General features: G+C 69.7%; 23 protein-coding genes. 10 read left to right on the plus strand and 13 right to left on the minus strand.

Features of this window, described 5'->3' with window-relative positions; all coding sequences use genetic code 11:
- The first annotated feature begins 12 nt into the window (after positions 1–12).
- Entirely contained in the window at positions 13–2,094 is a 2,082-nt protein-coding gene (locus AB0I53_RS15150; protein ID WP_358602147.1) for a tetratricopeptide repeat protein, read from the plus strand.
- Here AB0I53_RS15150 and AB0I53_RS15155 read toward each other — a convergent pair.
- The 3 genes from AB0I53_RS15155 to AB0I53_RS15165 all read right to left on the minus strand — a co-directional run bounded on the left by AB0I53_RS15155 (position 2,089) and on the right by AB0I53_RS15165 (position 5,712).
- Positions 2,089–3,291: a hypothetical protein gene (locus AB0I53_RS15155; RefSeq protein WP_358602149.1), complete on the minus strand. Its 1,203-nt coding sequence runs from the start codon at positions 3,289–3,291 to the stop codon at positions 2,089–2,091. The two genes, AB0I53_RS15150 and AB0I53_RS15155, sit on opposite strands and share 6 nt — an antisense overlap.
- A 40-nt stretch (positions 3,292–3,331) precedes the next feature.
- Positions 3,332–3,679: a hypothetical protein gene (locus AB0I53_RS15160; RefSeq protein ID WP_358602152.1), complete on the minus strand. Its 348-nt coding sequence runs from the start codon at positions 3,677–3,679 to the stop codon at positions 3,332–3,334.
- A gap of 134 nt (positions 3,680–3,813) precedes the next feature.
- Positions 3,814–5,712 carry a heavy metal translocating P-type ATPase gene (locus AB0I53_RS15165; protein WP_358602155.1) on the minus strand — a complete coding sequence of 633 codons (1,899 nt, stop codon included), beginning with the start codon at positions 5,710–5,712 and terminating at the stop codon, positions 3,814–3,816.
- 98 nt (positions 5,713–5,810) lie between these two features.
- Between AB0I53_RS15165 and AB0I53_RS15170 the strand changes: the two genes are divergently transcribed.
- Complete coding sequence (locus AB0I53_RS15170; RefSeq protein ID WP_358389040.1) at positions 5,811–6,155, plus strand: metalloregulator ArsR/SmtB family transcription factor; 345 nt, start codon at positions 5,811–5,813, stop codon at positions 6,153–6,155.
- A gap of 72 nt (positions 6,156–6,227) precedes the next feature.
- On the plus strand, positions 6,228–6,656 hold the full coding sequence (locus AB0I53_RS15175; protein WP_358602158.1) for an ASCH domain-containing protein: 429 nt from the start codon (positions 6,228–6,230) through the stop codon (positions 6,654–6,656).
- Between the two features lie 102 nt (positions 6,657–6,758).
- On the opposite strand, the gene AB0I53_RS15180 is transcribed toward AB0I53_RS15175, so the two are convergent.
- The 4 genes from AB0I53_RS15180 to AB0I53_RS15195 form a co-directional block, all read right to left on the minus strand.
- On the minus strand, positions 6,759–7,259 hold the full coding sequence (locus AB0I53_RS15180; RefSeq protein WP_358602161.1) for an Imm1 family immunity protein: 501 nt from the start codon (positions 7,257–7,259) through the stop codon (positions 6,759–6,761).
- Complete coding sequence (locus AB0I53_RS15185) at positions 7,256–8,041, minus strand: DddA-like double-stranded DNA deaminase toxin (protein ID WP_358602164.1); 786 nt, start codon at positions 8,039–8,041, stop codon at positions 7,256–7,258. The genes AB0I53_RS15180 and AB0I53_RS15185 overlap by 4 nt, the downstream gene beginning before the upstream one ends.
- Positions 8,042–8,267: 226 nt before the next feature.
- A complete protein-coding gene (locus tag AB0I53_RS15190) occupies positions 8,268–8,609 on the minus strand; it encodes a hypothetical protein (protein WP_358602167.1) in 342 nt (113 codons plus the stop codon).
- Complete coding sequence (locus AB0I53_RS15195; protein WP_358602170.1) at positions 8,606–8,830, minus strand: hypothetical protein; 225 nt, start codon at positions 8,828–8,830, stop codon at positions 8,606–8,608. The genes AB0I53_RS15190 and AB0I53_RS15195 overlap by 4 nt, the downstream gene beginning before the upstream one ends.
- 133 nt (positions 8,831–8,963) lie before the next feature.
- Between AB0I53_RS15195 and AB0I53_RS15200 the strand changes: the two genes are divergently transcribed.
- Together AB0I53_RS15200 and AB0I53_RS15205 are read left to right on the plus strand one after the other, a co-directional pair.
- Positions 8,964–9,815, plus strand: coding sequence for a helix-turn-helix transcriptional regulator (locus AB0I53_RS15200; RefSeq protein ID WP_358602173.1), 852 nt, complete (start codon positions 8,964–8,966; stop codon positions 9,813–9,815).
- 5 nt (positions 9,816–9,820) lie between these two features.
- Positions 9,821–10,018, plus strand: a complete 198-nt coding sequence (locus AB0I53_RS15205) for a DUF397 domain-containing protein (RefSeq protein ID WP_358602176.1) — start codon at positions 9,821–9,823, stop codon at positions 10,016–10,018.
- 63 nt (positions 10,019–10,081) lie between these two features.
- On the opposite strand, the gene AB0I53_RS15210 is transcribed toward AB0I53_RS15205, so the two are convergent.
- The 5 genes from AB0I53_RS15210 to AB0I53_RS15230 all read right to left on the minus strand — a co-directional run bounded on the left by AB0I53_RS15210 (position 10,082) and on the right by AB0I53_RS15230 (position 17,717).
- Complete coding sequence (locus AB0I53_RS15210) at positions 10,082–11,779, minus strand: formate--tetrahydrofolate ligase (RefSeq protein WP_358602179.1); 1,698 nt, start codon at positions 11,777–11,779, stop codon at positions 10,082–10,084.
- A complete protein-coding gene (locus AB0I53_RS15215) occupies positions 11,776–12,618 on the minus strand; it encodes a methylenetetrahydrofolate reductase (protein ID WP_358602182.1) in 843 nt (280 codons plus the stop codon). Before AB0I53_RS15215 ends, AB0I53_RS15210 begins: the two co-directional genes overlap by 4 nt.
- Positions 12,619–12,847: 229 nt before the next feature.
- The gene (locus tag AB0I53_RS15220; protein ID WP_358602185.1) at positions 12,848–14,041 is read right to left on the minus strand and encodes a glycine cleavage T C-terminal barrel domain-containing protein; all 1,194 of its coding nucleotides are present in this window, start codon (positions 14,039–14,041) and stop codon (positions 12,848–12,850) included.
- A 329-nt stretch (positions 14,042–14,370) separates the two neighbouring features.
- Positions 14,371–16,839, minus strand: a complete 2,469-nt coding sequence (locus tag AB0I53_RS15225) for an FAD-dependent oxidoreductase (protein WP_358602188.1) — start codon at positions 16,837–16,839, stop codon at positions 14,371–14,373.
- 221 nt (positions 16,840–17,060) lie between these two features.
- On the minus strand, positions 17,061–17,717 hold the full coding sequence (locus AB0I53_RS15230; RefSeq protein WP_358602191.1) for a GntR family transcriptional regulator: 657 nt from the start codon (positions 17,715–17,717) through the stop codon (positions 17,061–17,063).
- Positions 17,718–17,813: 96 nt separating this feature from the next.
- Here AB0I53_RS15230 and AB0I53_RS15235 point away from each other — a divergent pair, with 96 nt between their 5' ends.
- From AB0I53_RS15235 to AB0I53_RS15250, 4 genes are all read left to right on the plus strand, one after another.
- Positions 17,814–19,034 (plus strand): sarcosine oxidase subunit beta family protein, encoded by a 1,221-nt coding sequence (locus AB0I53_RS15235; RefSeq protein ID WP_358602194.1) that lies wholly within the window; start codon positions 17,814–17,816, stop codon positions 19,032–19,034.
- Positions 19,035–19,275: 241 nt separating this feature from the next.
- On the plus strand, positions 19,276–19,542 hold the full coding sequence (locus tag AB0I53_RS15240; protein ID WP_358602196.1) for a sarcosine oxidase subunit delta: 267 nt from the start codon (positions 19,276–19,278) through the stop codon (positions 19,540–19,542).
- Positions 19,539–22,373 (plus strand): 2Fe-2S iron-sulfur cluster-binding protein, encoded by a 2,835-nt coding sequence (locus AB0I53_RS15245; protein ID WP_358602199.1) that lies wholly within the window; start codon positions 19,539–19,541, stop codon positions 22,371–22,373. The genes AB0I53_RS15240 and AB0I53_RS15245 overlap by 4 nt, the downstream gene beginning before the upstream one ends.
- Positions 22,360–22,980 carry a sarcosine oxidase subunit gamma family protein gene (locus AB0I53_RS15250; RefSeq protein ID WP_358602202.1) on the plus strand — a complete coding sequence of 207 codons (621 nt, stop codon included), beginning with the start codon at positions 22,360–22,362 and terminating at the stop codon, positions 22,978–22,980. The genes AB0I53_RS15245 and AB0I53_RS15250 overlap by 14 nt, the downstream gene beginning before the upstream one ends.
- A gap of 54 nt (positions 22,981–23,034) precedes the next feature.
- Here the strand turns inward: AB0I53_RS15250 and AB0I53_RS15255 are convergent, their stop codons facing one another.
- Entirely contained in the window at positions 23,035–24,228 is a 1,194-nt protein-coding gene (locus AB0I53_RS15255; protein WP_358602203.1) for an FAD-dependent oxidoreductase, read from the minus strand.
- Positions 24,229–24,447: 219 nt separating this feature from the next.
- Here AB0I53_RS15255 and AB0I53_RS15260 point away from each other — a divergent pair, with 219 nt between their 5' ends.
- The gene (locus AB0I53_RS15260) at positions 24,448–25,191 is read left to right on the plus strand and encodes an IclR family transcriptional regulator (protein WP_358602206.1); all 744 of its coding nucleotides are present in this window, start codon (positions 24,448–24,450) and stop codon (positions 25,189–25,191) included.
- Positions 25,192–25,364 lie beyond the last annotated feature (173 nt).

The raw sequence follows: 25,364 nt of genomic DNA on the forward strand, positions 1-25,364 counted from the left end.
GTGGGGGTCGGGATGGACGAGTGGCACAACGCCAACAACGCTGACATCGCGGGCAACCTGCTCCAGGTCGGGCGCGCCGACCAGATCGTGATGAACCTCGGCGGCCATTCGGAGCCGCCGGCGCCGAACATGCTGACGATCAACCCCGAACACTTCGGCTTCACCAACCGAACCGCGGAACTCGCCCGGTTGGACCGGCTGTGGCGCGATGCGGAGCGCGCGGGCAAGCCGCTGATCGTGGTGCTCAGCGGGATGATGGGCATCGGCAAGTCGCTGACCGCGCTGCGCTGGGCGCACCAGGTGCGGAAGGAGTTCCCGGGCGGGATCTTCGTGGGTGACCTGCGCGGATCCGATCCTGCCGGGCCGCGAAGCGCGGGCGAGATCCTGAGCGGCTTCCTCGGGATGCTCGGCCTGGCCGGCGCGGCGCTGCCGGCGACGGAGCACGAGCGAGCCGCCGCGTTCCGCAACATCACCGAAGGTCGCCGGATCCTGGTCATTCTCGAGGACGCCGCGACCGCAGCGCAGGTGCGGGCGCTGCTGCCGTCGTCGCCGACCAGTGCGGTGCTTGTCACCAGCCGCCGCGAGCTCACGTTCCTGGGCGGCGCTGTCGAACCGATGCGGTTGGCGCCGTTCGAGGAGGAAGCGGCGATCGCACTGCTGGCGGGGCAGCTCGGGAACAGCGCCGAGGCAGAAGTGGCCGCGCTGCGGAAGTTGAGCAAGGCGTGTGGCTGGCACCCGATGGCGTTGCAGGTGGCGGCCGCGCAATTGCCCGGCCGCTCCTCAATATCGTCCTATGTGGACAGAATCGCGCCGGATCTGTTGCGCCGCTTGGAAGTGGACGGGGAACGGCCCTTCGACGGTGCCTTCGAGTTCGGGTACCAGGCGTTGTCGAAGGATCAGCAGCACGCTTATCGGCTGCTGGGCTGCCACCCGGCGACGGAGTTCTCCCTGGAGGCGGCTGCGGCGCTGCTCGGCGAGCCGGTTGCGGATACCGAGGAGTTGCTGCTGGCGTTGTCCCGGGCGAACCTCGTGGTGTCGGTCAGCGGACGGTACAGCATTCATGCACTGCTGCGGCAGCATGCGAAGGCCAAGCTGTCCGCGGACGACGATTCTCCGGCCGCATTGCGCCGGATCGTCGAGCACTACCACGACTTCCTGATGGCGCGAGACATCGTGCTGTCGAAGCGGCGACGACTCAGCTCGCGCTACGACGCGGTGCGTCCGGCGCATGAAGGCGAGCGCGCGGCGGAGCGGGCGTTGGAGGAGTTGGAGGCGGAGCGCGAGACGCTGTCGGCGTTGGTGGGCATCGCGGTGGAAACCGGGTTGGACGACCGCGCCTGGCAGCTGTGCGAGAGCCTGTTCAGCTACTACACCGACCGCAACTACTTCGTGGACCTGATCGAGATCCTCCCGCTCGGGATTGCGGCGGCCGAGCGGCTGGGTGATCCCCGGGCGCTGGTGCGCATGCACTCGCACTTCGGCTCGGCTTGCTACGCGGCGGGTGAATACCGCGCGGCACAGGAGCAATTCGAGCTCTCGTACGACATCGCCGAGGCGAACCACGACGATTGGGGACAGCAGAGCGCCATCGAATGGATCGGCCTCATCCGCGAGCGGCGCGAGGAGTACGGCGAGGCCCTGCGCTGCTTCGAACGGTCCCGCGCCATCGTGGAGAAGCGCTTCGCGGCGGATCGGCAGTCCCGCCCGTTGGGGCTCTACCGCATGCACTCGGGGCGGGTGTTGACCCGTGCCGGGCGGGCATCGGAGGCGCTGCCGCGGTTGGCGGAGGCGTTCGACTTCTTCGTCGGCCTCGGGGAGCAGGCCAACAGCGCGAAGGTGGCGCTGTCGCTGGCCGAAGCCCATTTGCAGCGCAACGACCTGGCCGAGGCGTTGCGGTGGGGCCAGAAGGCGCTTGAACTGTGCCGCGCGGCGCGGATGGCTGCCGACCAGGCGGCGGCGTTGGAGCTGTTGGCGGAGCTCAGCGCGCGCAACGGGGACGTGCAGGCGGCGGCGGGTCAGCGCCGGGAGGCGGCGGAAATCCTCACCGTGCTGGGAAATCGGCGTGCTCAGGCGCTGTTGGCGCGCGAGTCATGATACCGCGACCGGTCGGCCGTTGACGGCGAGGCCGGGGGAGAGTCCGGCGAGCTCGCGCCCCGTCGCCAGCCATTCGAACACCGCGGAGGCGTAGATCACCGGGTCGTCGGAGCCGCTGAGGCGTGCTTGGTCGCCGCCTCGGGTTCGGATGATGCACGAGTCTCCGCACACCGCTGCGGCCAGCTGCAGCCCTGGACGTGCGGAAATGGCTTCCCGGAGCCAGGTTTCGGTGTGCCGGCCCCACTGCTCGGCGTCGGCAAGCACGAGCACGTCGGCGACGGCGCGAAGCCGTGGACCGGGATGGTCTGCGGCTACCACCAGGTGGCTTCGCTCCGGAATGCGCTCTACCGGAACCATTTCGGCCGGATACCGGTCCAACGAGATCTCGCATCCACTGTGCACTCTTCCGATGGCGTACATGGCAGTTGGACGCCACGGCCAGTTCCCGCCAGGAAGTCCCTGCACGGTGTCGGGAGGCACGCCCGGTTCTGTTCGGGGTTCCGTCAGGCCGAGCATCGAGTAGCACAGCTCCCGCAGCCGCTCCGCCGCCCCATCGGGGCAGGATGTGATCATCTGGTGCACGGCGGCCGATTTCTCAGGCGTGTGCTCGGCGATGGTCTTCCGCAGCTGCGGCAGGATCGGCTGCCCCAGGTCCAGCCGGGGCGCTTGCGATCCGACGAGCGCTACCGCAGAGTCGGGTGCGACTGAGGACTCCGGGAACGCCGCCAGTGACGTGGGCAGGCCCAGCGCCGCGCCGTAGGCGGTCACCGAGCCGTGGTCGCCGATGAGCAGATCGGCGGCCACCAGCGCGGCGCGCCAGCCGTACTCCGGCGGCACCACCATCAGGCCCGACCGCTGGTGCGGCGCGAGCCAGCGGTGCACGTTGTGCGGGCCGTGCTGGTTCCAGATGTGCGGGTGCAGGATCGCCACCACGCGGAACTCGTCGACCGGCAGCTCGGTCAGAAGTCGCTCGTACAGCACGGAAACCTCGCCCAGTAGCGAGTTCTTCCGATGCGTCGAGCTGATGGCGATGACGGTCTGGTCGCCGTCGGCACCGAGCGCCAGGCGGTAGCGCAGCCGCCACGGCACGCTGGCGCGGAGCCGGTCGTAGCAGGGATCGCCGGTGACGGCCGCTACCTCGGCGGCCTGCGGAGCCGAGGCGCGCAGCCTCGCGAGCTGTTCGTGGTGGGAGAGCACGATCGCCGACGGGATCGGACGGCCGTCGTCCAGCAGCAGCTCAGGCGACAGGCCGAAGGCTTCCGGGCTTCCGGGCTTCCGGGCTTCCGGGCTTCCGGGCTTCCGGAACGATCTTAGTGTAACGAATCCCGTGTGGTAGCGAAAGAATCGGCGCTTTCAGGTCACGGAGTCCACTGTGGCCTGCCGTGATGGCGAGGTGGTATTCCCGCTTGCATCCCGGCGGCACCGGGAAGACGCCCTTGGCGGCGAACAGTTCCGCCAGCCCGTTCGGCTGCGGATCGGCGCTGTTCCAGGCGAAGTCGAGCCCGACGCGGAAGTCCCCCTCGAACAGGTCCACCACGTCGAGCAGTCGCGTCATCGCGGTGACGTTGTCGACGACGATCCGCACGCGGCGCTGGGTGCGGACGGTTTCGAGTCGTGAGTGGTCGTGGTCGTCGCAGCGACCACATCCACTCACGACATCGGGCTGCGCCGCGCCGTCACCCGGGGATTCCGCCATGGCGCAACACTAGCCGCGGGCGGTCAGCGGCGGCGCCAGGCGTGTTCGCCGAGCAGGCGCAGGCCGTTGAGGCCCACGATGATCGTCGAGCCCTCGTGGCCGGCCACTCCCAGCGGCAGCGGCAGGTGCCCGACCAGGTCCCACACCACGAGCACGGTGATGAAGGTGCCCGCGATGACGAGGTTCTGCTTGACCAGGCGGCGGGCCCGGCGGGACAGGTCCACGACCTTCGGCACGGCTAGCAGCTCGTCGCGGACGATCACCACGTCCGCCGTTTGCAGCGTGAGGTCGGAGCCGGTGCGCCCCATCGCCACCCCGCTGTGCGCGGCGGCCAGCGCGGGTGCGTCGTTGACGCCGTCGCCGAGCACCATCGTTCGCTGCCCGGATTCCCGCACGGCCGCGACCTTGTCCGCGGGCAGCAGGCCCGCGCGAACGTCGCCGATGCCGACTTCGGCCGCGACCTGGGCCGCCGCGCGCTTGTTGTCGCCGGTGAGCAGCACCGGCTCCGAGCCGGTGAGTTCCCGCAGATCACGCACCGCTTCGGCGGCGTCCGGGCGCAGCCGGTCGGCGATCCCGAGCACTCCGGCGGGAGCGCCGTCGACGGTCACCAGCACCGCGGTGTGGCCCGCGGTCTCCAGATCGGCGGCGATGTCCGAGTCGCGCGGGCTGGTGACCTCCACGGCACATCCGTCCACTGTGGCCGATACGCCGTGCCCCGGCGTCGCCTGGAAGCCATCGGGGGCCGGGATGACGAGGCCCTTTTCGCGCGCGGCCGCCACGATCGCGCGCGCCAGCGGGTGCTCGCTGAGGTGCTCGGCGGCAGCTGCCAGCGCGAGGAGTTCGTCGGCTTCGCGGCCGTCGGCCGGGTCGACCCGCACCACGCGCGGCGTGCCTTCGGTGAGGGTGCCGGTCTTGTCCAGCGCGACGCGTTCGACCTCGCCGAGCCGTTCCATCGCCACGGCCGACTTCACCAGCACGCCGTGCCGCCCGGCGTTGGCGATCGCGGACAGCAGTGGCGGCATCGTGGCCAGCACCACGGCGCACGGCGAGGCGACGATCATGAACGTCATCGCGCGCAGCAGGGCGCTCTCCAGATCGTCGCCGAACAGCAGCGGAATCCCGAAGACCGCGAGCGTGGCCACGACGACGCCGATGGAGTACCGCTGCTCGATCTTCTCGATGAACAGCTGCGTCGGCGCTTTCGTCTCGCCGGCCTCGGCGACCAGCGCCACGATGCGCGCGATCACCGATTCCGAGGCGTCTTTCGCGACGCGCACCCGCAGCGCGCCGGTGCCGTTGAGGGTGCCCGCGAACACCTCGTCGCCCGGCTGCTTCGCGGCCGGCAGCGGCTCGCCGGTGATGGTCGCCTGGTCGACGTCGCTGGTGCCCTCGAACACCTCGCCATCGGCGCCGATCCGCTCGCCCGGGCGCACCACGATCACGTCGCCGACCTGCAGCTTCGCCGTGTCGACGGTCTCCTCGACGCCGTCGCGCACCCGCACCGCGGTCTCCGGCGCGAGGTCGAGCAGGCTGCGCACCGAGTCCTCGGTGCGGGCGGTGGCGTAGGCCTCCAGGGCGCCGGAGGTGGCGAAGATGACGATCAGCAGCGCGCCGTCGGTGATCTGCCCGATCGCGGCGGCGCCGATGGCCGCGATGATCATCAGCAGGTCCACGTCCAGGGTCTTCTCGCGCAGCGCCTGCAGCCCGGCCAGGCACGGCTCCCAGCCGCCGGTGGCGTAGCTGACCAGGTACAACGCCCAGTAGAGCCCGGCCGGGCCGCCGGCGAGCTGCACGGCGAGGCCGAGCAGGAACGCCACCAGCGCCGCGGCGGCCCACCGCGCCTCCGGGAGCGCGAACAGGCCGCGCCTGGTGCTCGGCGGCTCAGGTATCGGCGTCGTCGTGCGGTCGGTGACGGTGGTCATCGCGAGCACCCTTCCGGCGTCGGTTTCGGTCCGGGCGAGCACAATACATGAACGTCTGATCAATCGTTCATATGTCCCAGAACGTTAGACTCCCGTACATGGGTCATGTGGTCAAGCGCGATGTCACGCCGACTGCGCGGCTGGACGCGGCGTCGGCCGCCTCGGTCGCCGAGACCCTGCAGGCCCTGGCCACGCCGTCGCGGCTGCTGATCCTCAGCGAGCTGCGCCAGCGCGCGATGGCGGTGGGCGAGCTGGCGGAGGCGGTGGGCATGGAGCAGTCGGCGGTATCGCACCAGCTGCGCCTGCTGCGCTCGCTCGGGCTGGTCGTCGGAAACCGCTCCGGCCGCAGCGTTGTCTACTCGCTGTACGACAACCACGTCGCCCAGCTGCTCGACGAGGCCGTCTACCACATCGAGCACTTGCGCCTCGGGCTGTCGGACTGACCGTCAGGCCGAACGCGGCGCGTACATGATCACGGCGGTGGAACCGGCCGGAGCCTCGGTAGAGTCGGCGGGATGTGGCCACGTGTGAACGGGATGCGGACGCTCGAACTCGGCACTCTCGGTGGCCTCCGCGGCGAACTCAACGCCCTCGTCCTGGCGGGCACCAAGACCGCCACTGCCTCCTTGCTGGCCGAGTACGCGGAAGAGGGGGAGGAGCTCGAATCGCCCGGCGAGCGCCTCGCCCTGCTCGACGACCACGGCGCGGTCCTGGCCGAGCTCCGGGTCACGGCGGTGACGACCGTGGCCTTCGGCGAGGTGCCGTGGGAGTTCGCCGAGGCCGAAGGCGAGGGCTACGCCGACCTCGACCACTGGCGCCGCGCCCACCGCCGGTACTGGGAGGAAACCGAAGGCCGCCGAGTCGACGAGACCACCCCCGTGGTGTGCATGCACTTCACCCGCACGATCGATCCCCGCGACCGAACAGCGGCGGAGCGGTACTGACCCTCGCCTTCGCTCCGAGCCGAACGCGCCCACACGCTGACTTGGGTTCGTCCCTGTTCGGCGCGGGGCTCTTTTCGTGCCTGGCTGTGCGAATCGCGGTCCTCAGCGGCTCGCGTCCGGGCTTGCCGAACTAGCGTTGCCGGAGTTTTCGAACAACGCGTCCAAGGCTTCACCGCTCATTCCCGTGTCCTCAAAGGGGATCGACTCCTGGTAGCTGGTCCAAGTGACGCATGTTGGCCGCGCCCCCGTCGACGCGAACTCCTCCGCTGCGTCGATCACGGCCGCCGCGTCGATCTCCGAGCCAGGGGGGAACGGGATTTGATGTGTCCCGTAGATGATGGCTTCGTCATTCGTTCCGTCCGTCGTCACGGCGTCGTCGTCCCCGTACGTCTGCCACATGCAGACGCCGCGATCCGCTCGGAATCCGACCAAGAGCTCAGCTTCGAGGGCGGTTTCGAAGTCCCTGCCCTGGGCTTCGCTGTCATCCGTCCTAAAGCAGATGAACACGATGTTCCGATCGGTTTCCGACTCAGCGGTCAGGGTCGCGCGCACGTCGGCCGCGTCGAGCGGCGTGCCGTCGTCGCGCTCGATCTTCAATGTCATGCCTTCGCCTTCCCCGTGTACGTGCGCCGGTAGGGACGCCCCTTCTTATCAGTACCCATCACGGTCACCTGTGAGCCTTCTGGGAGGAACGGCTCAAGCACCTGATGGCACCCAGGTGGCCTTGACAGGTAGCCGCACGGTACGTGGTTGATCACGATCTCGGCCGCGGTTACGCCGCTTCTTATCAGCATCGCAGCCGCCCGCAACTCGACGTGGAACCGCAGGAACGGCGGCGTTCTAATGCCGAGTCGTCTCAGCCGTTGCTGAGCCTCATCAGCCCAGATGTCGCGCTGGCCTGACCGGATCGAGCCGGGGATCGGTTGGTCCCCAATTTTGACCTTGCCGACTGTGCGGTCTCCTTGGTTCTGCACTCTAGGTGGAAGCTCCGGTACCGCCCACGCTGCTTCCGGCGGGTACTCGGAGCCATCGAGGCCGATGGCGTTCGGCGGGTGCGTAAGTGCGGCCGGACGCTCCCGCTCCGGCGGGTTGCTCCCGACGCCAGAACCCGATCTGGCAAGCGCGCCGATGCTGGTCAGGTAGGCGATGATCCGCTCGCGGATCGCCTGCACTTTGCTGCGTACCTCGTCGACTTGAGCGGTGGCTGTCTCCTGCGAGCCGAGTGCCTCGGTCGCTTCCTGATCAGTCGCGCCGTCGAGCGCCAGGCCGAGAGCGGCCTGACTCTCCTCGCACGACGTGAACGCCGCATCGAGGTGCGTGGCCGCCTCATCGAGCTTGCCGACGGCATCTGCTAACTGCTGCTGGACCCTTTCAAGAGCAGACATGCGCCACCCGATCCCGTTGCCGTTCGGTCGTGCCGACGATCCTGCCGCTCACCACCGACACACCCGCAAGGGCTTGTTCCGGCACGGGTGTGAGGTAACTCGGCATGCCATTTTCCCGGTACGTCGTGCTGCCGGGGCCCGGCCGGGCGGCCTTGAGGGAGGGGCCGCCCGGCCGGTGGTGACTCGGTGCCGGGGGTCGGGGAGGGGAGGTCGGCACCGAGCCGGTCTAACAGCGCCGCAGCCCGGTGAGGATGCGGTGCAGCGCCGTGGGATCACGCGTCCATTCGTCAGGCACAGGCGCTTGGTCTTCGGGATGTGGCAGGGGGGTCCGGGTTTGTTCGTCAGCCGGAGCCTCGCGGGTCGTGGTGGGTTCGCGTAGCCGGTGGCGACCGCCGCCGCTGGTCTCTGCCTCTATTCGCATGGCCAGGTAGCGGACCGTCAGGGCACCTTCGCCGCCGCCGGAATGCTGCGGGCGATGTGACCAGTAGCGGAGGATCCAGACTGCGAGGATCGCAAGAGCTGCGATGCCGAGGATGGTGCTCCAAGCGATCACGATCTGCGTGTTCATCCTTTGAGCTCCTTCAGCATGGAGTTGCAGTCCTGGCAGGACGGTGCCTGGATCCAGTCCACTTCGGATGGTTTCGCGAGGGCGAAGTTCTTGGCGCAGAACGATTCGCCATTCGCCCCGGCGTCGATGTACCGACCGGCGAAGGCGTGGCGGACCAGCCCGTGGCTGCTCGATTCGTCGACCACGGGAAGCCAGTAGTAGCGCTGACATGCCTGTGTCATGCCGACCTCATTCCTGCTGCGTTGAGTTACGAGCTGGCGACTATGCGTTAGACGGTAATAGTTACCCGGTAATCAAGTCGACTGCCTGATCGGGCGATCTTGTCCGCTCGCACTTCCGTGCGAAGCTGGGCGCATGGCAGGAACCGCACGACAAGTGCATCTGGGGCGCCAGCTCCGGCAGCTGCGGACTGACGCGGGCTTGTCTCTGGACGAAGCGGCCGCGCACCTGGAGCGATCGCGAGCCACGGTCGGGCATTGGGAGCGCGGGCATTCCAGGGTGTCCTCGAAAGATCTCGATGCGCTGCTGGAGCTCTACAACGCTCCGGAGGAGATGGTCGAACAGCTCCAGCAGCTGCGCCGGGAGAGCGGTCAGCGCGGCTGGTGGCACAGCTACAAGTTGCCGTCGTACCTCGCTCCATTCGTCGGATTCGAGGCCGAGGCCAGCGAGATCTTCCACTTCGAGCTCGGTTTGGTCCCAGGGCTGTTGCAGACCGAGTACTACGCGCGAGCGGTGCACGAGGTCGGCCGACTCAAGCTGTCCGAGCCGGAACTCCAGAGCTGGATTGATGTCCGCCTCAAGCGGCAGGAGAGGCTGAATGACGGCGGCGGTCTGACGCTGCACGCCGTGGTGGCCGAGGAGGCCCTACATCGCGTTGTTGGATCTCGGACCGTTATGGCCGAGCAGCTTCGACATCTGGCAGCCGCGGCGAAGCGACCGAGCGTCAATCTTCAGGTCTTGCCCTTCGAAGCCGGTGCTCATGCCGGCGCCGTCGGTCCGATCACCGTTCTGCGGTTCGAGGACGCCTCGCACGACGATGTGGCGTTCAGCGACACCCCGCTCGGTGGGCACGTGATCGATGATCTGCGCGACGTGGCGGAGCTTTCGCGGTTGTTCGGCACCCTCCAAGCGCAGGCTCTTTCGGCGAAGGAGTCCAAGCGCCTGCTGGGTAGCATCGCGGATGCGCACACCGGTTCGAAGGAGTGAGAGACGTGAGCCCGACACCCTTATGGCGCAAATCCAGCCGTAGTGCTCAGGCAGGCAATTGCGTTGAGATCGCCACGAACATGACGGATACCGCCTTGGTCCGTGACAGCAAGCTCGGCGAATCGTCTCCGGTCATGGTCTTGTCATCCAAGGCTTTCGCGGGCCTGATCAGCAGCATCAAGTCCGGTCGCTTCGACGCCTGACGCGGAGTCGTGAGTGAATATCCTGGCTAGAGCCCGGATATTCACTCACAAGCCCTGCATGCCTCAGTTCAGGCCGATGATCTGGCCGTGTTCGTCGATGTCGATCGACTCCGCCGCCGGGTGGGAGCCCAGGCCCGGCATCGTCCTCATCTCTCCGCAGATCGGGTAGATGAAGCCCGCTCCCACCGACGCCCGGACCTCTCGGACCGGGAGGGTCCAGCCCGTCGGGGCTCCGAGCAGCGTCGGGTCCGAGCTCAGCGACAGGTGAGTCTTGGCGATGCACACCGGGAGGTTCCCGAAGCCGTTTGCCTCGTAGTCGTCCAGGGCGCGGGCCGCCGCCGGCAGGTACGACACGCCGTCCGCTCCGTACACCTTCGTCGCGATCGTTTCGATCTTCGCCCGCAGATCCGCCGAATCCGGGTACAGCAGCTGGAAACCGTTCGGTTCCTCGGCCGCCGCCACCACCGCTTCGGCCAGCTCGAGCGCGCCCTTGCCGCCTTCCAGGAAGTGGTTGCTGACCGCGACGCGCGCTCCTTCCGCCTCGGCGACCTGGCGGATCGCCTCGTGCTCGCTGGAGTAGTCGGTCGGGAACGCGTTGATCGCCACCACCGGCGACACCCCGTGCAGCCGGATGTTGTCGATCTGCTTCCGCAGGTTCGCCGCCCCCGCCAGCACGTCGCCGGGGTTCTCCGCCAGCATCGCCGCGGGCAGCGGCTTGCCCGCCACCACCTTGTACCGGCCGGAGTGCGCCTTCAACGCGCGCACCGTCGCCACCAGCACCGCCGCGTCCGGACGCAGGCCCGAGGTGCGGCACTTGATGTTGAAGAACCGCTCCGCGCCCATGTCGGCGCCGAATCCCGCCTCGGTGACCACGTAATCCGCGCAGCGGCTGGCGATGCGGTCGGCCACCACCGACGAGTTGCCGTGCGCGATGTTGCCGAACGGCCCCGCGTGCACCAGCACCGGCGTGTTCTCGGTGGTCTGCATCAGGTTCGGCTTGATCGCCTCGCGCATGATCACCGCCATCGCCCCGGCCGCCCGCAGCTGCTCGGCGCTGACCGGCTCGCCGTCGCGGGTGTAGCCGACGACGATGCGGCCCAGCCGCCGCCGCATGTCCTGCAGCGACGTGGAAAGCGCGAGCACGGCCATCACCTCGCTGGCCGCCGTGATGTCGAAACCGGTCTGCCGCGGCGTGCCGTCGAGCCTGCCGCCCAGGCCCGTGACGATGTTGCGCAGGTCCCGGTCGTTGACGTCCAGCACCCGCCGCCAGGTGATCCGGTTCGGGTCGATGCCCAGCGAATTCCCCTTGTCCAGGTGGTTGTCCAGCATCGCGGCCAGCAGGTTGTGCGCCGCGGTGACCGCGTGCATGTCGCCGGTGAGGTGCAGGTTCAGCGCCTCCATCGGCACCACCTGGCTGTAGCCGCCGCCGGCGGCGCCGCCCTTGATGCCGAACGTCGGGCCCATCGACGGCTGCCGGATCGCCACCGCGGACCGCTTGCCGAGATGCCGCAGCGCCTGACCGAGCCCCACCGTCGTGGTGGTCTTGCCCTCGCCCAGCGGGGTGGGCGTGATGGCCGAAACCACGACGTAGCGCGCGGTCGGCCGCTCGGGCAGCTCGTCGATCGCGTCCAGCGAGATCTTCGCCGCGCTGCGCCCGTAGGGTTCGAGCAGGTGCGCGCCGATGCCCAGCTGCGCCGCGATGTCCTCCAGCGGCAGCAGCGCGGTGGCCCGGGAGATGTCCAAATCGGACGGAATGCTCATGCTGGGACCTCCCGTAGTCTGGCGGCCAGGTCGTGGCGCCATTGCAGCGTCTTCGCGATCTCGTTGAACGTGAAGAAGTGCCAGCCCGCGATGCCGAGGGCCGGGTCGGCGAGGTAGGGGGACAGCTCGTCGAACAGTTCCTCGGGGGTGTAGCGGGTGAGCAGCTTCGACACCACGCCGTGCTGCTTGCGCAGGAAGCGCATCGACTCGCCCAGCCCGATCTTCAGCGAGATCCGCAGCAGCTTGTGCGCGTCCACCACGCCCGGCACCCCGATGTGGATCGGCAGCGCCAGGCCGCGGGCCCGCACGGTCTTCACCCAGGCCGCCACGGTGTGCGGGTCGTAGCAGATCTGCGAGACGACGTAGTCGGCGTAGCGGGACTTCTCGGCCATCGCGCGGATCGTCGAGGCGTCGGAGATGAACGCGTGCCGCTCGGGGTAGCCGGTGATGCCCACTCGCGCGGGCCGCCTGCCCAGCTCGTCCATCGCGCGCAGCAGCGCCAACGCGTCCGGGAAGTCGCCGCGCGGCTCGGGGGCGTCGCCGGCCACCACGAACACCTCGGACAACCCCAGCCCCTCCGCGCGGTCCAGCAGCGCGGTCAGGTGCGCGTTGTCGGCGATCAAGCGGGCGGCCAGGTGCGGCACCGCGCGCAGGCCGCGGCCCACCAGCTGGGCGGCAACGTCGAGGGTCGCCTCGGTGCCCTTCGACGGGGAGGCGGTGATGGTCACGGTCGTCCCCGGCGGCAGCAGTTCGGCCTGCTCCACCGCGCCGCGCAGCGGCAGCACCTCGAACCGGGCGTTCATCAGGTACTGCTCCAGTTGCTCGACGTTGGCGGCCATCGCGATCACCTCCGTCCGCCGTCTTTAGAAGCGGCGTCAGCCGCTTGCGGTGTGGGACTCAACTCGCACCGCCGCGGGTTCTCAGGCTGTGCCCGCCCCGAAGGGCTCCTCCAGGAGGACCTGCCCCAGCGCTGTGTATTGGACATACATGAGTCGGGGATCCCGGACCGAGGGGGCGTCTGAGGTTCCGCTACTTGCACCGCTGCGAAGGCCATTCCTGATCAATCCTTCACGCTGTCCGGACTAGTTTTTTGGGGATGTCCTTGGTGGGATCCAGGAACGGCTTCTCCACCACGACCGCTTCCTGCGGGCCGTGCTGGGTGTCCACCACGAGTTCGGTGCCCAGTCCGTGGTAGGCGATCGGCACCATCGCGTAGCCGATGTTGCGCTCCAGCCGCGGCGAGTAGCAGGCCGAGGTGACCTCGCCGATGCGCAGGCCGTGCGGGTCGTGCACGTCGAAGGCGTCGATCATCGCGCCGTCGTTGAACGAGCCCACGCTCGGGCCGCCGATCTCCACGCCGACGAGCTTGCGGCTGATGCCCTCGTCCTTGATCCGTCGCAGGGCGGCCTTGCCGATGAAGTCGGCCTCCTGGTCGAGGTCGACCATCCAGGTCTTCTCGAAGCCGTAGCCCACCTCGAACGGGTTGGTGTCGTAGGTGATGTCGCAGCCCCAGGACAGGATCCCGGCCTCGATGCGCCGGATGTGGCACGGCCCGATCACCTTCAGATCGTGCGGTTTCCCGGCCTCCCAGATCGCGTCCCACAGCTTGACACCGTCGCGGCTGGCGTCGTGCAGGTAGATCTCGTAGCCGAGCTCGGCGGTGTAGCCGGTGCGCGACACCACCACCCGCATGCCGTCGAGCTCGCGGTCGACGGCGTAGTAGTAGGGAACGTCCAGGATGGACTCGCCGAAGAGGTCGACCATCACGTCCCGCGACTTCGGCCCCTGGATCTGCACCGGTCCGACGTCCGGCTCCCGGATCTGCACGTCCATCCCCAGGTTGTGCGCCAGGCCCTTCGCCCACAGCAGCACGTCGCTGTCGGCCAGCGACAGCCAGAAGTGGTTCTCGGCGAGCCGCAGCAGCACCGGGTCGTTGATGATGCCGCCGTCCTCGGCGGTGACGAACACGTACTTGCACTGCCCGACCTTGCATTTGGTCAGGTCGCGGGGCACGAGCATGTTGGTGAACTCGAACGCGTCGGGTCCGGTGATCTCCACCTGCCGCTCGACGCCGACGTCCCACAGCGTCACGCCTTCCAGCAGCGCCCAGTACTCGCCGATCGGGTCGCCGTAGTGGCGGGCGTGGTAGGTGTGGTTGTACACGCTGTAGAGGCCGACGCCGTGCCGCCGGGAGGCGTGGAAGAACGGCGACTTGCGCAGGCGCGGGTAGAGCAGGACGCCGGGGTTCGGGTTGATGCTCATGGCTGGTTCCTCCGTGACTGTTTCGTGGTCGTTTTGCTTGGCGGTGCGGGTGGCGGAACCTCAGGCGGCGTCTCGCTGTGGGATCCCCGACTCATGTATGTCCGATGCACCACGCCGGGGCTGTCCTCGCGAGACACCACCTGAGAACCCGCGGCGGCGCGAGCTGCGAGGGTGGGCTAAGCGGCTTCGCCGCTTCAAAAGCAAGAACCAAAGCGATTTCAACGACGAGCTCCTTCAAATCCGAGGGTGTGGCAGGGTGTGCGGCACCCACACCGCTGGCCGATCGCCACGGCCGGGCGTTGTGCAGATCTGGTGGGGGAATGCGCTGATCAGCAGCGCATTCTGGTCATCTCGGGGTCGAACACGGGGTCAGCGACGACCGTCGCCGGATGCCGCTGGTCGAAGTAGGCCACCCGCACGGGGGTGCCCGGATCGGACAGGTCGGCGGGTAGCCACGCGTAGGCGAGGCTCGCTCCGACGCTGTGCCCATAGCCGGCGCTCGTCGTGAAGCCGACGGGGGCGTCGTCGGCGAACACCGGCTCGGATCCCATCAACACGGTGCCGTCGTCGATCCTCAGACAGCACAATCGCCGCCGCGGGGCCTGCTCCCGGCGCCGCAGCAACGCGTCTCGCCCGACGAACTCGCCCTTGTCGGCCTTCACCGCGAAGGCCAGGCCCGCTTCATCGGGATCGTGCAAGCTCCACATGTCCGCCCCCCAGGCTCGGTATCCCTTCTCCAGGCGCAGTCCGTTGAACGCGCCGCGGCCGCCGGGGAAGATGCCGTGCTCGGCGCCCGCAGCGGCCAGCAGGTCCCACAGTCGCCTGCCGAACTCCGCCGAGCAGTACAGCTCCCAGCCGAGTTCGCCCACATAGGAAAGTCGCAGCGCGAGCACCGGTACCTCGCCGACGAACAGCCGCTTCGCGCGGAAGAACCGGAAGGCCTCGCGCGAGACGTCCCGGTCGGCCAGCGTGGCGAGCACGTCCCGGGCCCGCGGCCCCCACAGACCGATGCAGCAGGTGCCGCCGGTGATGTCGCGGACCTGCACGGTCTCGTCGGCGTGGCGGCGCAGCCAGGCGATGTCGCGCGGGCCGTTGCAGCCGACCTGGAAGGCGTCCCGCGCCAGCCGGGCGACCGTGATGTCGGCCCGGATGCCCGCGGTGGGCTCCAGCATCAGCGTGTAGGTGACGTAGCCGGGTGGGCGGTCGAGCTGGTTGGTGGTCAGCCGCTGCAGCAGGTCCAGGGCGCCGCGACCGCAGACTTCCGCGCGGGGAAGGGAAGTCATGTCGTACATCGCGACTCGCTCACGGGTGGCCTGGTGTTCGGCGCCGACGATCGGGGACCAGTAGCGCCCTGCCCACGGCCCAGGCTCGACGATGTCCCGGCCGTCGACCAGGGACTTGTTGCTCTCGTACCAGTGCGGCCGCTCCCAGCCGTTGGCCTCCAGGAACACCGCGCCGAGCTCGCGCTGCCGGTCGTGGAACGGGCTGGTGCGCAGCGGGCGCGGGTGCTCCGGCGGCTGCTGCGGGTGGATGACGTCGTAGACCTCGCGGAAGCTCTGCGCGCCGCGTTCGCCCACATAGGACGGACTGTGCGCGAATTCCTCGAAGCGGCGGAGATCGGCCTGCCGCAGGTCGATGTCGGGCACCTCGCCGGCCAGCCACTGCGCCATCGCCCGGCCGACCCCGGCGGCGTGGGTGATCCAGACGGCCTCGGCGACCCAGAAGTTGCCGACCTCGTTGGACGGGCCGAGCACCGGCATGCCGTCGGCGGTGAACAGGAAAAGGCCGTTCATGCCCTCGGTGATCTCGGTGCGGCGCAGCGCGGGCAGCAGCTCGCGGGCGTCCGCCCACGGCCCGGCGAAGTCCTCGGGCGTGAACGGCTGAACCGACGCCATGCCCTTCCAGCCGCCGCCCTCCGAGGGCGCCTCGGCGCCCGCGCCCGGCGCGGCGGTGGGCAGCAGGTCGTCGCTGTGCACCGGAATCGCGCGGTGCTGGTAGGAGCCGACGCCGTAGCGGTCGTGGATCTGCCGGAAGTACATGGAGCTGTCCTGGTGCCGCAGGATCGGCTGCCGGACCTCGCCGTCCGGCTCCAGGCCCGGCACCGGGCTGGTCACGGCGTACTGGTGCGCCAGCGGCTGCACCGGGATCGACACCCCGGCCAGCTGGCCGATCTTCGGGCCCCAGATTCCCGCGCAGCACAACACGGTCTGCACCGCCACGTCGCCGTTCGAGGTGTGCACGGTGCGGACGCACCCGTCGCGCACGTCGAAGCCGATCACCTCGGTGCCGACGGCGAACCGCACGCCGAGCCGCTTCGCCTCGCGCGCCATCGCTTCCGCGGCGCGGACCGGCTTGGCGATGCCGTCGGTGGGCACGTGCAGGCCGCCGTGGATGCGCGCCGGGTCGATCTGCGGGATGCGGTCGTGCACCTGCCGCGGGTCGAGCAGTTCGCCCCGGATGCCCCACGCGGTGGCCAATCCGAGCTTGCGCTTGAGATCCACCCAGCGCTCCGGCGTCACGGCGACCTCGATCCCGCCGACCTGGTGGAAGCAGGGCAGCCCGTCGAGCTCCAGCCCGGCGTAGCACCGGACGGTGTCGGCGGCCAAGCGGCTCATCGTCTCCGACGGGTTGGTCTGGAAGACCAGGCCGGGCGCGTGGGAGCTGGAGCCGCCGGTGGCGAACAACGGCCCCTGCTCCACCACGAGGACGTCGCTGATCCCGAGGCGCGCCAAGTGGTATGCGGTGCTGCACCCCACGATGCCGGCCCCGACGACGAGGACTTGGGCGCTCGAATCCATCGCTGCCGCCTTGTTGCGTCTACGACAACACTCCGCGTGTATCGCAACAGTGCGCTTTGACCATGGGCCGCGTCAAGGACGCGCGTAAGTCAATTTCGGTGTCGGCCGATCGAGGGCCGGAGACTGCCCGGCGGCCACGCGCGGTGCGCCCCGGCGCGCCCGTCCGGGTGGCGGCGAACCCGAACGGATCAACGCGGATCTCGTTGCGGGCAAAGGGAATCTCAGATCGCCTGGCGGATGGCCCGCTCGAAGTGATCGACGTGGACGACGGCGATCCGGTCCGCGTTGTCGGCGTCGCCCGCGATGACCGCCTTGAGCAGTTCCGCGTGCTCCCCGACGTGCTCGGAGACGTTCGGCAGCCGGTCGAAGAACAGGTGCCAGATCCGCAGCGCCAGGTTGTAGTACTGGCCGAGGGTGCCTTCAAGGTAGCGGTTGTGGGTGCAGCGGTAGATCGTGCGGTGCACCCGCGCGTCGACGTCGATGATCACCGACTGGTCGCCGCCCAGGTCCTCGGCCAGTTCCCGCAGTCCGGCTAGCTCGGCCCGCTCGGCCTCGGTCGCGTGCTCGGCGGCGCGGCGGGCGGCGTGCCCCTCCAGGCGGCGGCGCACGTCGGCGATCAGCGCGTGGTCGGTGATGTTGACCTCGGTGACGAAGCTGCCGCGGCGCGGGTAGATCGCCACCAGCGACTCGGATTCCAGCCGCTTGACGGCCTCCCGGAACGGGGTGCGGCCGATGCCGAGCTCGGTGGTCAGCGGCTCCTCCTGCACCGGCGCGCCGGGCGGCAGCTGCAGGGTCAGGATCAGGTCGCGCAGCGTCAGGTACGCGCGTTCGGCTTGGGAGGGCGGATCGCCGGATCGGGAATTGACGGCTGCGGACACGTCTCGTAGCCTACCCGCAAGACTGGTATATCAGTTGTCGATTACATCTACCCATGCCATTCCACCTGGTAGAACATGTTTCTGCGGGAGGCTGCGGTGTCACGTCCCCTGCTGCCCGAGCCGCCGCCGCGGCTGTGGCGCACCCCGGAACCCAAACGGCACTACGAGGTGGTGATCGTCGGCTCCGGCGGCCACGGCCTGGCGACGGCCTACTACCTGGCGCGCAACCACGGCATCACCGACGTCGCGGTGCTCGAACGTGGCTGGCTGGCCGGCGGCAACATGGCGCGCAACACCACGATCATCCGCTCCAACTACCTCTTCGACGCCAGCGCGGCGCTCTACAACCACGCGCTGGACCTGTGGGAGCAGCTGCCCGCCGAGCTGGAGTACGACTTCCTGTTCAGCCAGCGCGGCGTGCTCAACCTCGCGCACACCGAGCAGGAGGTCCGGGATTCGCGGCGGCGGGTGTTCGCCAACCGGCTCAACGGCGTCGACGCGGAATGGGTGGAGCCCGCCGAGATCGCGGAGCTGTGCCCGATCCTGAACCTCTCCGAAGACATCCGGTACCCGGTGCTGGGCGCGACGCTGCAGCGGCGCGGCGGGATCGCCAAGCACGACCACGTGGCGTGGGCGTTCGCCCGCAAGGCCGACGAAATGGGCGTGGACCTGATTCAGGGTTGCGAGGTAACGGGATTCGAGACCGACGGCGACCGGGTGACCGGCGTGCGGACGTCGCTCGGCCCGATCGGCGCGGGGCGCGTGGCGCTCGCGGCGGCCGGCCGGACGACGCTGCTGACCGACACGCTCGGGCTGCGGGTGCCGCTGCAGAGCCATCCGTTGCAGGCGCTGGTGTCCGAGCTGCTGGAGCCGATCCACCCGTGCGTCGTCATGTCCAACCATGTGCACGTCTACTGCAGCCAGGCGCACAAGGGCGAACTGGTGCTGGGCGCGGGCATCGACTCCTACAACGGTTACGGCCAGCGCGGATCGGTGCACGTGATCGAACGCCAGATGGCCGCGGCGCTGGAGCTGTTCCCGATCTTCGCGCGGGCCCACGTGATCCGGACCTGGGCTGGCACGGTCGACGTCACGCCGGACGCCTCGCCGATCATCGGGCCGACGCCGTTCGAGAACCTCTACCTCAATTGCGGCTGGGGAACCGGCGGTTTCAAGGCCACGCCCGGCGTGGGCTGGGTGTACGCGCACACCATCGCCACCGGGCGCCCGCATCCGCTCAACGAGCCCTACGGGCTCGACCGGTTCCGCACCGGAGCCCTGATCGACGAACACGGCGCGGCCGCCGTCGCCCACTAAGGAGGATTTCCAGGCTCGTTTTGCGTGGCGGTGCGGGTGGCGGCCCCCTGCGGGAGTCACCGCGGTCTTCTCGCTGTGGGATCCCCGACATCATGAATGCCAATTCACCACGTCGGGGCTGTCCTCGCTGGGAGAACCCCGGAGGGGTGGGCACCGTGAACCCGCGGCGGTGCAGGTGGCGTGGGTGGGCTAAGCGGCTGCGCCGCTTCAAAGACAAAAGCTTGATTGGTTTGGAGCCCCAATGCTTCTGATCCACTGCCCCTGGTGCGGCGATCGGGACGAGACCGAGTTCCACTATGGCGGTCAGGCCCACGTCGACTACCCCGAGAGCCCCGCCGACATCGACGACGCTGCCTGGGCCGAGTACCTGTTCGTGCGCGACAACCCGCGCGGGTTGTTCCACGAGCGCTGGACGCACGCCGCGGGCTGCCGGCGCTGGTTCAACGTCGTCCGCGACACCGCGACCAACGAGATGCACCCGGAGATGCCCGGAAAGGTGGCGCCATGACACGCCTCGCTGAAGGTGGTCGCATCGACCGGGCCCGAACGCTGCGGTTCACCTTCGACGGCATGGAGTTCGCCGGGCATCCCGGTGACACGCTCGCCTCGGCGCTGCTCGCGAACGGCCGGATCGAGGTGGGCCCGTCGATCTACCGGGATCGGCCGCGCGGCATCGTCACCGCCGACTGCACCGAACCGAACGCGCTGGTGCAGGTGCTCGACGGCGGCCCGGAGCCGCTGGTGCCCGCCACGCGGCTGGAGCTCCGCGACGGCTTGCAGGTCGCGAGCCTCTCGGGCGTCGGCTGGCTCAGCAACGCGCCGGATCCCGCGGTCTACGACAAGAAGTACGTGCACGCCGACGTCGTCGTGGTCGGCGCCGGCCCCGCCGGGATCGCCGCCGCGTCGGCGGCCGGGCGCAGCGGCGCCCGGGTGGTGCTGGTGGAGCAGGGCCGCGAGCTCGGCGGGTCGCTGCTGGACGGCGGCGAGCACATCGACGGCCGGCCCGCCGCCGAGTGGATCTCCCGCGCGGCAAGGGAATTGGTCGGCCTCCCGGAGGTCCGGGTGCTGACCCGCGCCACCGCCGTGGGCCACTACGACCACAACTACCTGCTCATCGCCGAGCGCCGGGGCAACCGTCAGCGGCTGTGGCACGTGCGCGCTCAGCGGGTGGTGCTGGCCACCGGCGCGCACGAGCGGCCGATGGTCTTCGCCGACAACGACCGGCCCGGCATCATGCTCGCTTCTGCGGTGCGCAGCTACCTCAAGCGCTTCGCGGTGTTGCCCGGCCGGGAGGCCGTCGTGGTCACCACGTCCGACAGCGCCTACCTGGCGGCGCTCGACCTGGCCGCCGCGGGCGCGCGCGTCCGCGCGGTCGTCGACACCCGGCCCGAGCCGCCGCAACGGCTCGTCGAGCAGGCCCGGTCGATCGGTGCCCAGGTGTTCACCGGCTCCGCCGTGATCGGCACGGCGGGGGACTGGCGGGTGTCGTCCGCGCGGATCGCCGAGATCGACGGCGCGGGGCTGCTCGCAGGCACACCGGTGGACGTCGGTTGCGACCTGTTGGCGGTGTGCGGCGGCTGGAGCCCGGCAGTGCACCTGTTCAGCCAGGCGGGCGGCGCGGTGCGCTGGGACCAGCTGGTGGCCGGGTTCGTGCCGGAGCAGAAACCCGGGCTGCCCAAGGTGATCGGGGCCGCGCGCGGCACCTACGACCTCGCGGGCTGCCTCGCCCAGGGCCTCTCGGCCGGGGCCGAGGCGGCGACCGCGAGCGGCTTCCGGGTCGCCGCGCCGCCCGTCCCGCCGGTGACCGGCGACCGGCCGGTCGCGCAGCCGCGCCCGCTGTGGCTGGTGCCCGGCGAGTCCGGCGACCCGGCGCGGTGGACGGAGCACTTCGTCGACCTGCAACGGGATTCCACGGTCGCCGACGTGTGGCGCGCGGTCGGCACCGGGATGCGCTCGGTCGAGCACGTCAAGCGCTACACCACGATCGGCACCGGAAGCGACCAGGGCAAGACCTCCGGCGTGAACGCCATCGGCGTGATCGCCGACGCGCTGCTGGCCGAATCGCCGGGCGACGTCGGCACCACGACGTTCCGGCCGCCCTACACGCCGGTGTCGTTCGCACTGCTGGCCGGGCGCGACCGTGGCGCGCTGCACGACCCGGTGCGAACCACGCCGATGCACTCCTGGCACGTGGCGCACGGCGCGGAGTTCGAGAACGTCGGCCAGTGGAAGCGGCCCTGGTACTACCCGCGTCCGGGCGAGGACATGGCCGCCGCGGTGCGGCGCGAATGCCTGGCGGCGCGCACCGGCGTGGCGATGCAGGACGCGACGACGCTGGGCAAGATCGAGATCGTCGGGCCGGACGCGCCGGAGTTCCTGAACCGGATCTACACCAACGCCTTCGCGAAGCTCCCGGTCGGCAAGGCCCGCTACGGCGTCATGTGCACGGCGGACGGCATGGTCTTCGACGACGGCGTGTCGATGCGGCTGGCCGAGGACCGCTACCTGATGAGCACCACGACCGGCAACGCCGCGGTGGTGCTGGAGTGGCTGGAGGAGTGGCTGCAGACCGAGTGGCCGCACCTGGCGGTGCACTGCACGTCGGTGACCGAGCAATGGGCGGCGGTGGCGGTGGTCGGCCCGGACTCCCGTGAGGTGGTGGCCCGCGTGGCGCCAGGCCTGGACGTCTCGGCCGCGGCCTTCGAGTTCATGGAGTTCCGGGAAACCGTGCTGGGCAACGGAATTCCGGCCCGGATCAGCCGAATCTCGTTCTCCGGCGAGCTGGCGTTCGAGATCAACGTGGCAGCCTGGTACGGCCTGGCGGTGTGGGAGGCGGTGCACGAGGCGGGCCAGGACTTCGGCATCACGCCCTACGGCACCGAGACCATGCACGTGCTGCGGGCGGAGAAGGGCTTCGTGATCGTCGGGCAGGACACCGACGGCACCGTGACGCCGCACGACCTCGGCATGGACTGGGTGGTGTCGAAGCGAAAGGACTTCGTCGGCAAGCGCTCGTTCGCCCGCCCGGATACCGCGCGAGCCGACCGCAAGCAGCTGGTCGGGCTGCTGCCGCTTGATCCGGCGGAGCTCCTGCCGGAGGGTGCGCACCTGGTGGAGCCTGACACTCCGCTGCAGCCGCCGGTGCCGATGCTCGGGCACGTCACCTCCAGCTACCGCAGCGCGATCCTGGACCGCACGTTCGCGATGGCGTTGGTGCGCAACGGAAACCAGCGCATCGGCGAGGTGCTGCACGTGCCGATCGACGGCCGGTCGATCCCGGTCGAGGTGACCAAACCGCTGTTCTACGACGTCGAAGGAGCCCGCCGTGACGGTCGTTAGCCCCGCCGGACCACGGGTCGACGCCCTGTCCCTGCGCCGCAGCCCGCTCGCCGGTCGCGCGGCGGAATTCGCCGCGAACGGCACCGACCGGTTGCGGCTGGCGGAGGAACCGTTCCTGACCCAGGTGAACCTGCGGGTGCACCCGGGCAGCCCGGCGGTGGCGCGCGTCGAGCACGCGCTGGATCTGGCGCTGCCGCACCACGAACCGAACCTGGTCTCGGGCGACGAGAACACCGCGGCCCTCTGGCTGGGCCCGGACGAGTGGCTCCTGGTGGCCCCGGACGGCCACGCGGCCGAGCTGGTCACCTCCGTCCGCCACGCCCTCGCGGACTCGCTGGGATCCACAGTGGACGTATCCGCGAACCGCACGGCGCTCCGCCTTTCCGGCCCGCTGTCCCGCGAGGTGCTGGAGAAGATCTGCTCCCTGGACCTGCATCCGAGATCCTTCACGCCGGGCCACTGCGCCCAAACCCTCCTGGGCAGAACCCAGGCGATCCTCTGGCAGCTGGACCCGGAACCCGCCTACCGGATCCTCGTCCGCAATTCCTTCGCGGACTACCTGGCGGATCTGCTCCTCGACGCGATGCAGGAGTTCACCGCCGGCTGATCCGCGCTGAAGCGAACGGCCTGTTCGCCCGCATAGGCGGAGTGAACGGGCCGTTCACCTCATCGCGCTGGGCGCTGCCGGAGCCGTCAGGGACGTGACGAGGCGGCGGCGGTGGGTGGCGAACTGCTTGGGGCTGTTCATCGCGAACACCGCGACCGTCCGGCCGCCGCGCTGGTAGGTCGCGACGAACCGGCGGGCCTTCAGCGAGCCGTCCACCACCGCGATCCGGTCCTTCGGCCCGGCGTACCCGGCGAACTGCAGCGTCGAACCGTACTGCTGCGACCAGAAGTGCGGCACGCCCGTGTAGGCCGCCACGGTGCGCCCGGCGAGCAGGTTGCGCACCGCGACCGGCGGCTGGTTCATCGCCGTCGACCAGTGGTCGCTGCGCACCGTGCGCGACCGGTGCGCCGGCTGATAGCGCGCGATGTCGCCGACCGCCACCACGTTCGGCAGCGCGGTCATGCACCCGGAGTCAGTCACGACGCCGTCGCGGAGCTTCAGCCCCGATCCGCGCAGCCACCGGGTGGCGGGCTCCGCGCCGACTTCGACGACCACCGCGTCGGCCGGGATCACCCGGCCGTCGGCGAGTTCCACGCCGGTGACCCGGTCGTCCGCGAGTACGCGCTCCGCGGGCGTCCCGCACCGCACCCGCACGCCGTGATCCTCGTGCTGCGCGAAGCACAACGGCGCCAGCTCGATGCCCAGGGTGCGCGCCAGCGGCAGGTGCTGGGCGTCGACGAGCGTCACCTCGGCGCCCAGCGATCGGCACGTCGAGGCGATCTCGGTGCCGATCAGCCCGCCGCCGACGACCGCCACCCGGGCGCCGGCGCGGATCTCGCCGCGCAGCGCCAACGCGTCGTCGACGTTCCGCAGCCGGTGGCTGCCGGGAGCTTCCGGGATGCCGGGCAGGCTCAGCCGGGCCGATCCGGTGGCCAGCACGACGCCGTCGGCGCGGACCTCGCTGCCGTCGGCGAGCAGCACCGCGCCGCGCTTGGTGTCCAGCCGCGACGCCGGGACGCCCAGCCGCCACTCCGCGGCGAGGTCGGCCTCTTCCTGCTCGCTGCCCAGCGCGAGCTCGTCCGGTTGCAGCTTCCCGGCCAGGAATTCCTTGGACAGCGGCGGCCGGTCGTAGGGTCGGTGCCGCTCCGCGCCGACGATCACCAGCCGGCCGTCGAAGCCCTGCTCGCGCAGCTCCTGCGCGGCCCGCCAGCCCGCCACCGACGAGCCGACGACGACGACCGTCTTCATGCCTCGATCACGGCCGGTGCGGCGGACGCGGTGAATGACAACAAGCCGACCTCCGTTGCACAATGAGGAACAGAGCGTAGTATTCGCAACAAATCTGACCCTTTTGTTGCGACAACGTCAAGAGGGACAACGGATGGTTCCGGGATGTGTACCTCGAGCGGATACGGTTGACCGGTGGGTAGCGCAGCTGAAGCACGCGGAAGGAGTTCTGGCGCTCTGGTGCAGTCCGTCGATCGGGCTGTGACCGTCTTGGAACTGCTGGCGCGCAACGGAGAAGCCGGCATCACCGAGATCGCCGGGGAGCTGGGAGTGCACAAGTCGACGGCCTCCCGGCTGGTCAGCGTGCTGGAAGCGCGAGGCCTGGTGGAACAGCTGGGGGAGCGCGGCAAGTACGCGATCGGCTTCGGCATCGTGCGGCTGGCGGGCGCGGCGACCGAGCGGATGGACCTGCCTCGCCTGGGCCGGCCGTTCTGCGAATCGCTGGCCGCCGACCTGGGCGAGACGGTCAACATCGCGATCCGGGACAACGACGTCGCGATCAACATCAGCCAGGCCCGAGGCACGGCGGCCGTCACGGCGCACAACTGGGTCGGCCAGCGCACTCCGCTGCACGCCACGTCCAGCGGCAAGGTGCTGCTAGCGCACGCGCCGCGGGAGGACCAGGACGAGGTGCTCGTCCGGCAGCTGGAGCGCTACACGACCCGAACGGTCACCAACGCCGGCGAGCTGCGCAAGGACTTCGAGCTGATCGTCCGCGACGGATACGCGACGAGCTACGAAGAACTGGAACTCGGGCTCAACGCGGCGGCGGTCGCCGTCTACAACCACGAGGGCGACGTGATAGCGGCGCTGAGCGCCTCGGGCCCGTCGTACCGCTTCTCCCGCAAGCGAATGCGCGAGGTCGTCGGCGCGATGCGCATCGCCGCCAAGGAACTCTCCTCCCAGCTCGGCTTCCTGGCGTAGGCGGCCACAACCAGGAAGTTCCCAGCCCGGACGTCAGGCAAGCGGCGTAGCCGCTTTCTCTTTCGCCACGCTCGCAACTCGCACCGCCGCGGGTTCTCAGAGGTCGTCTCGCGAGGACAGCCCCGATGCCGCGTATTGGACGTACTCAAGTCGGGGATCCCGCAGTCGAGGCG

The organism is Saccharopolyspora sp. NPDC050389, from assembly GCF_040655595.1.
In the GTDB taxonomy this organism is placed as follows: Bacteria; Actinomycetota; Actinomycetes; order Mycobacteriales; family Pseudonocardiaceae; genus Saccharopolyspora.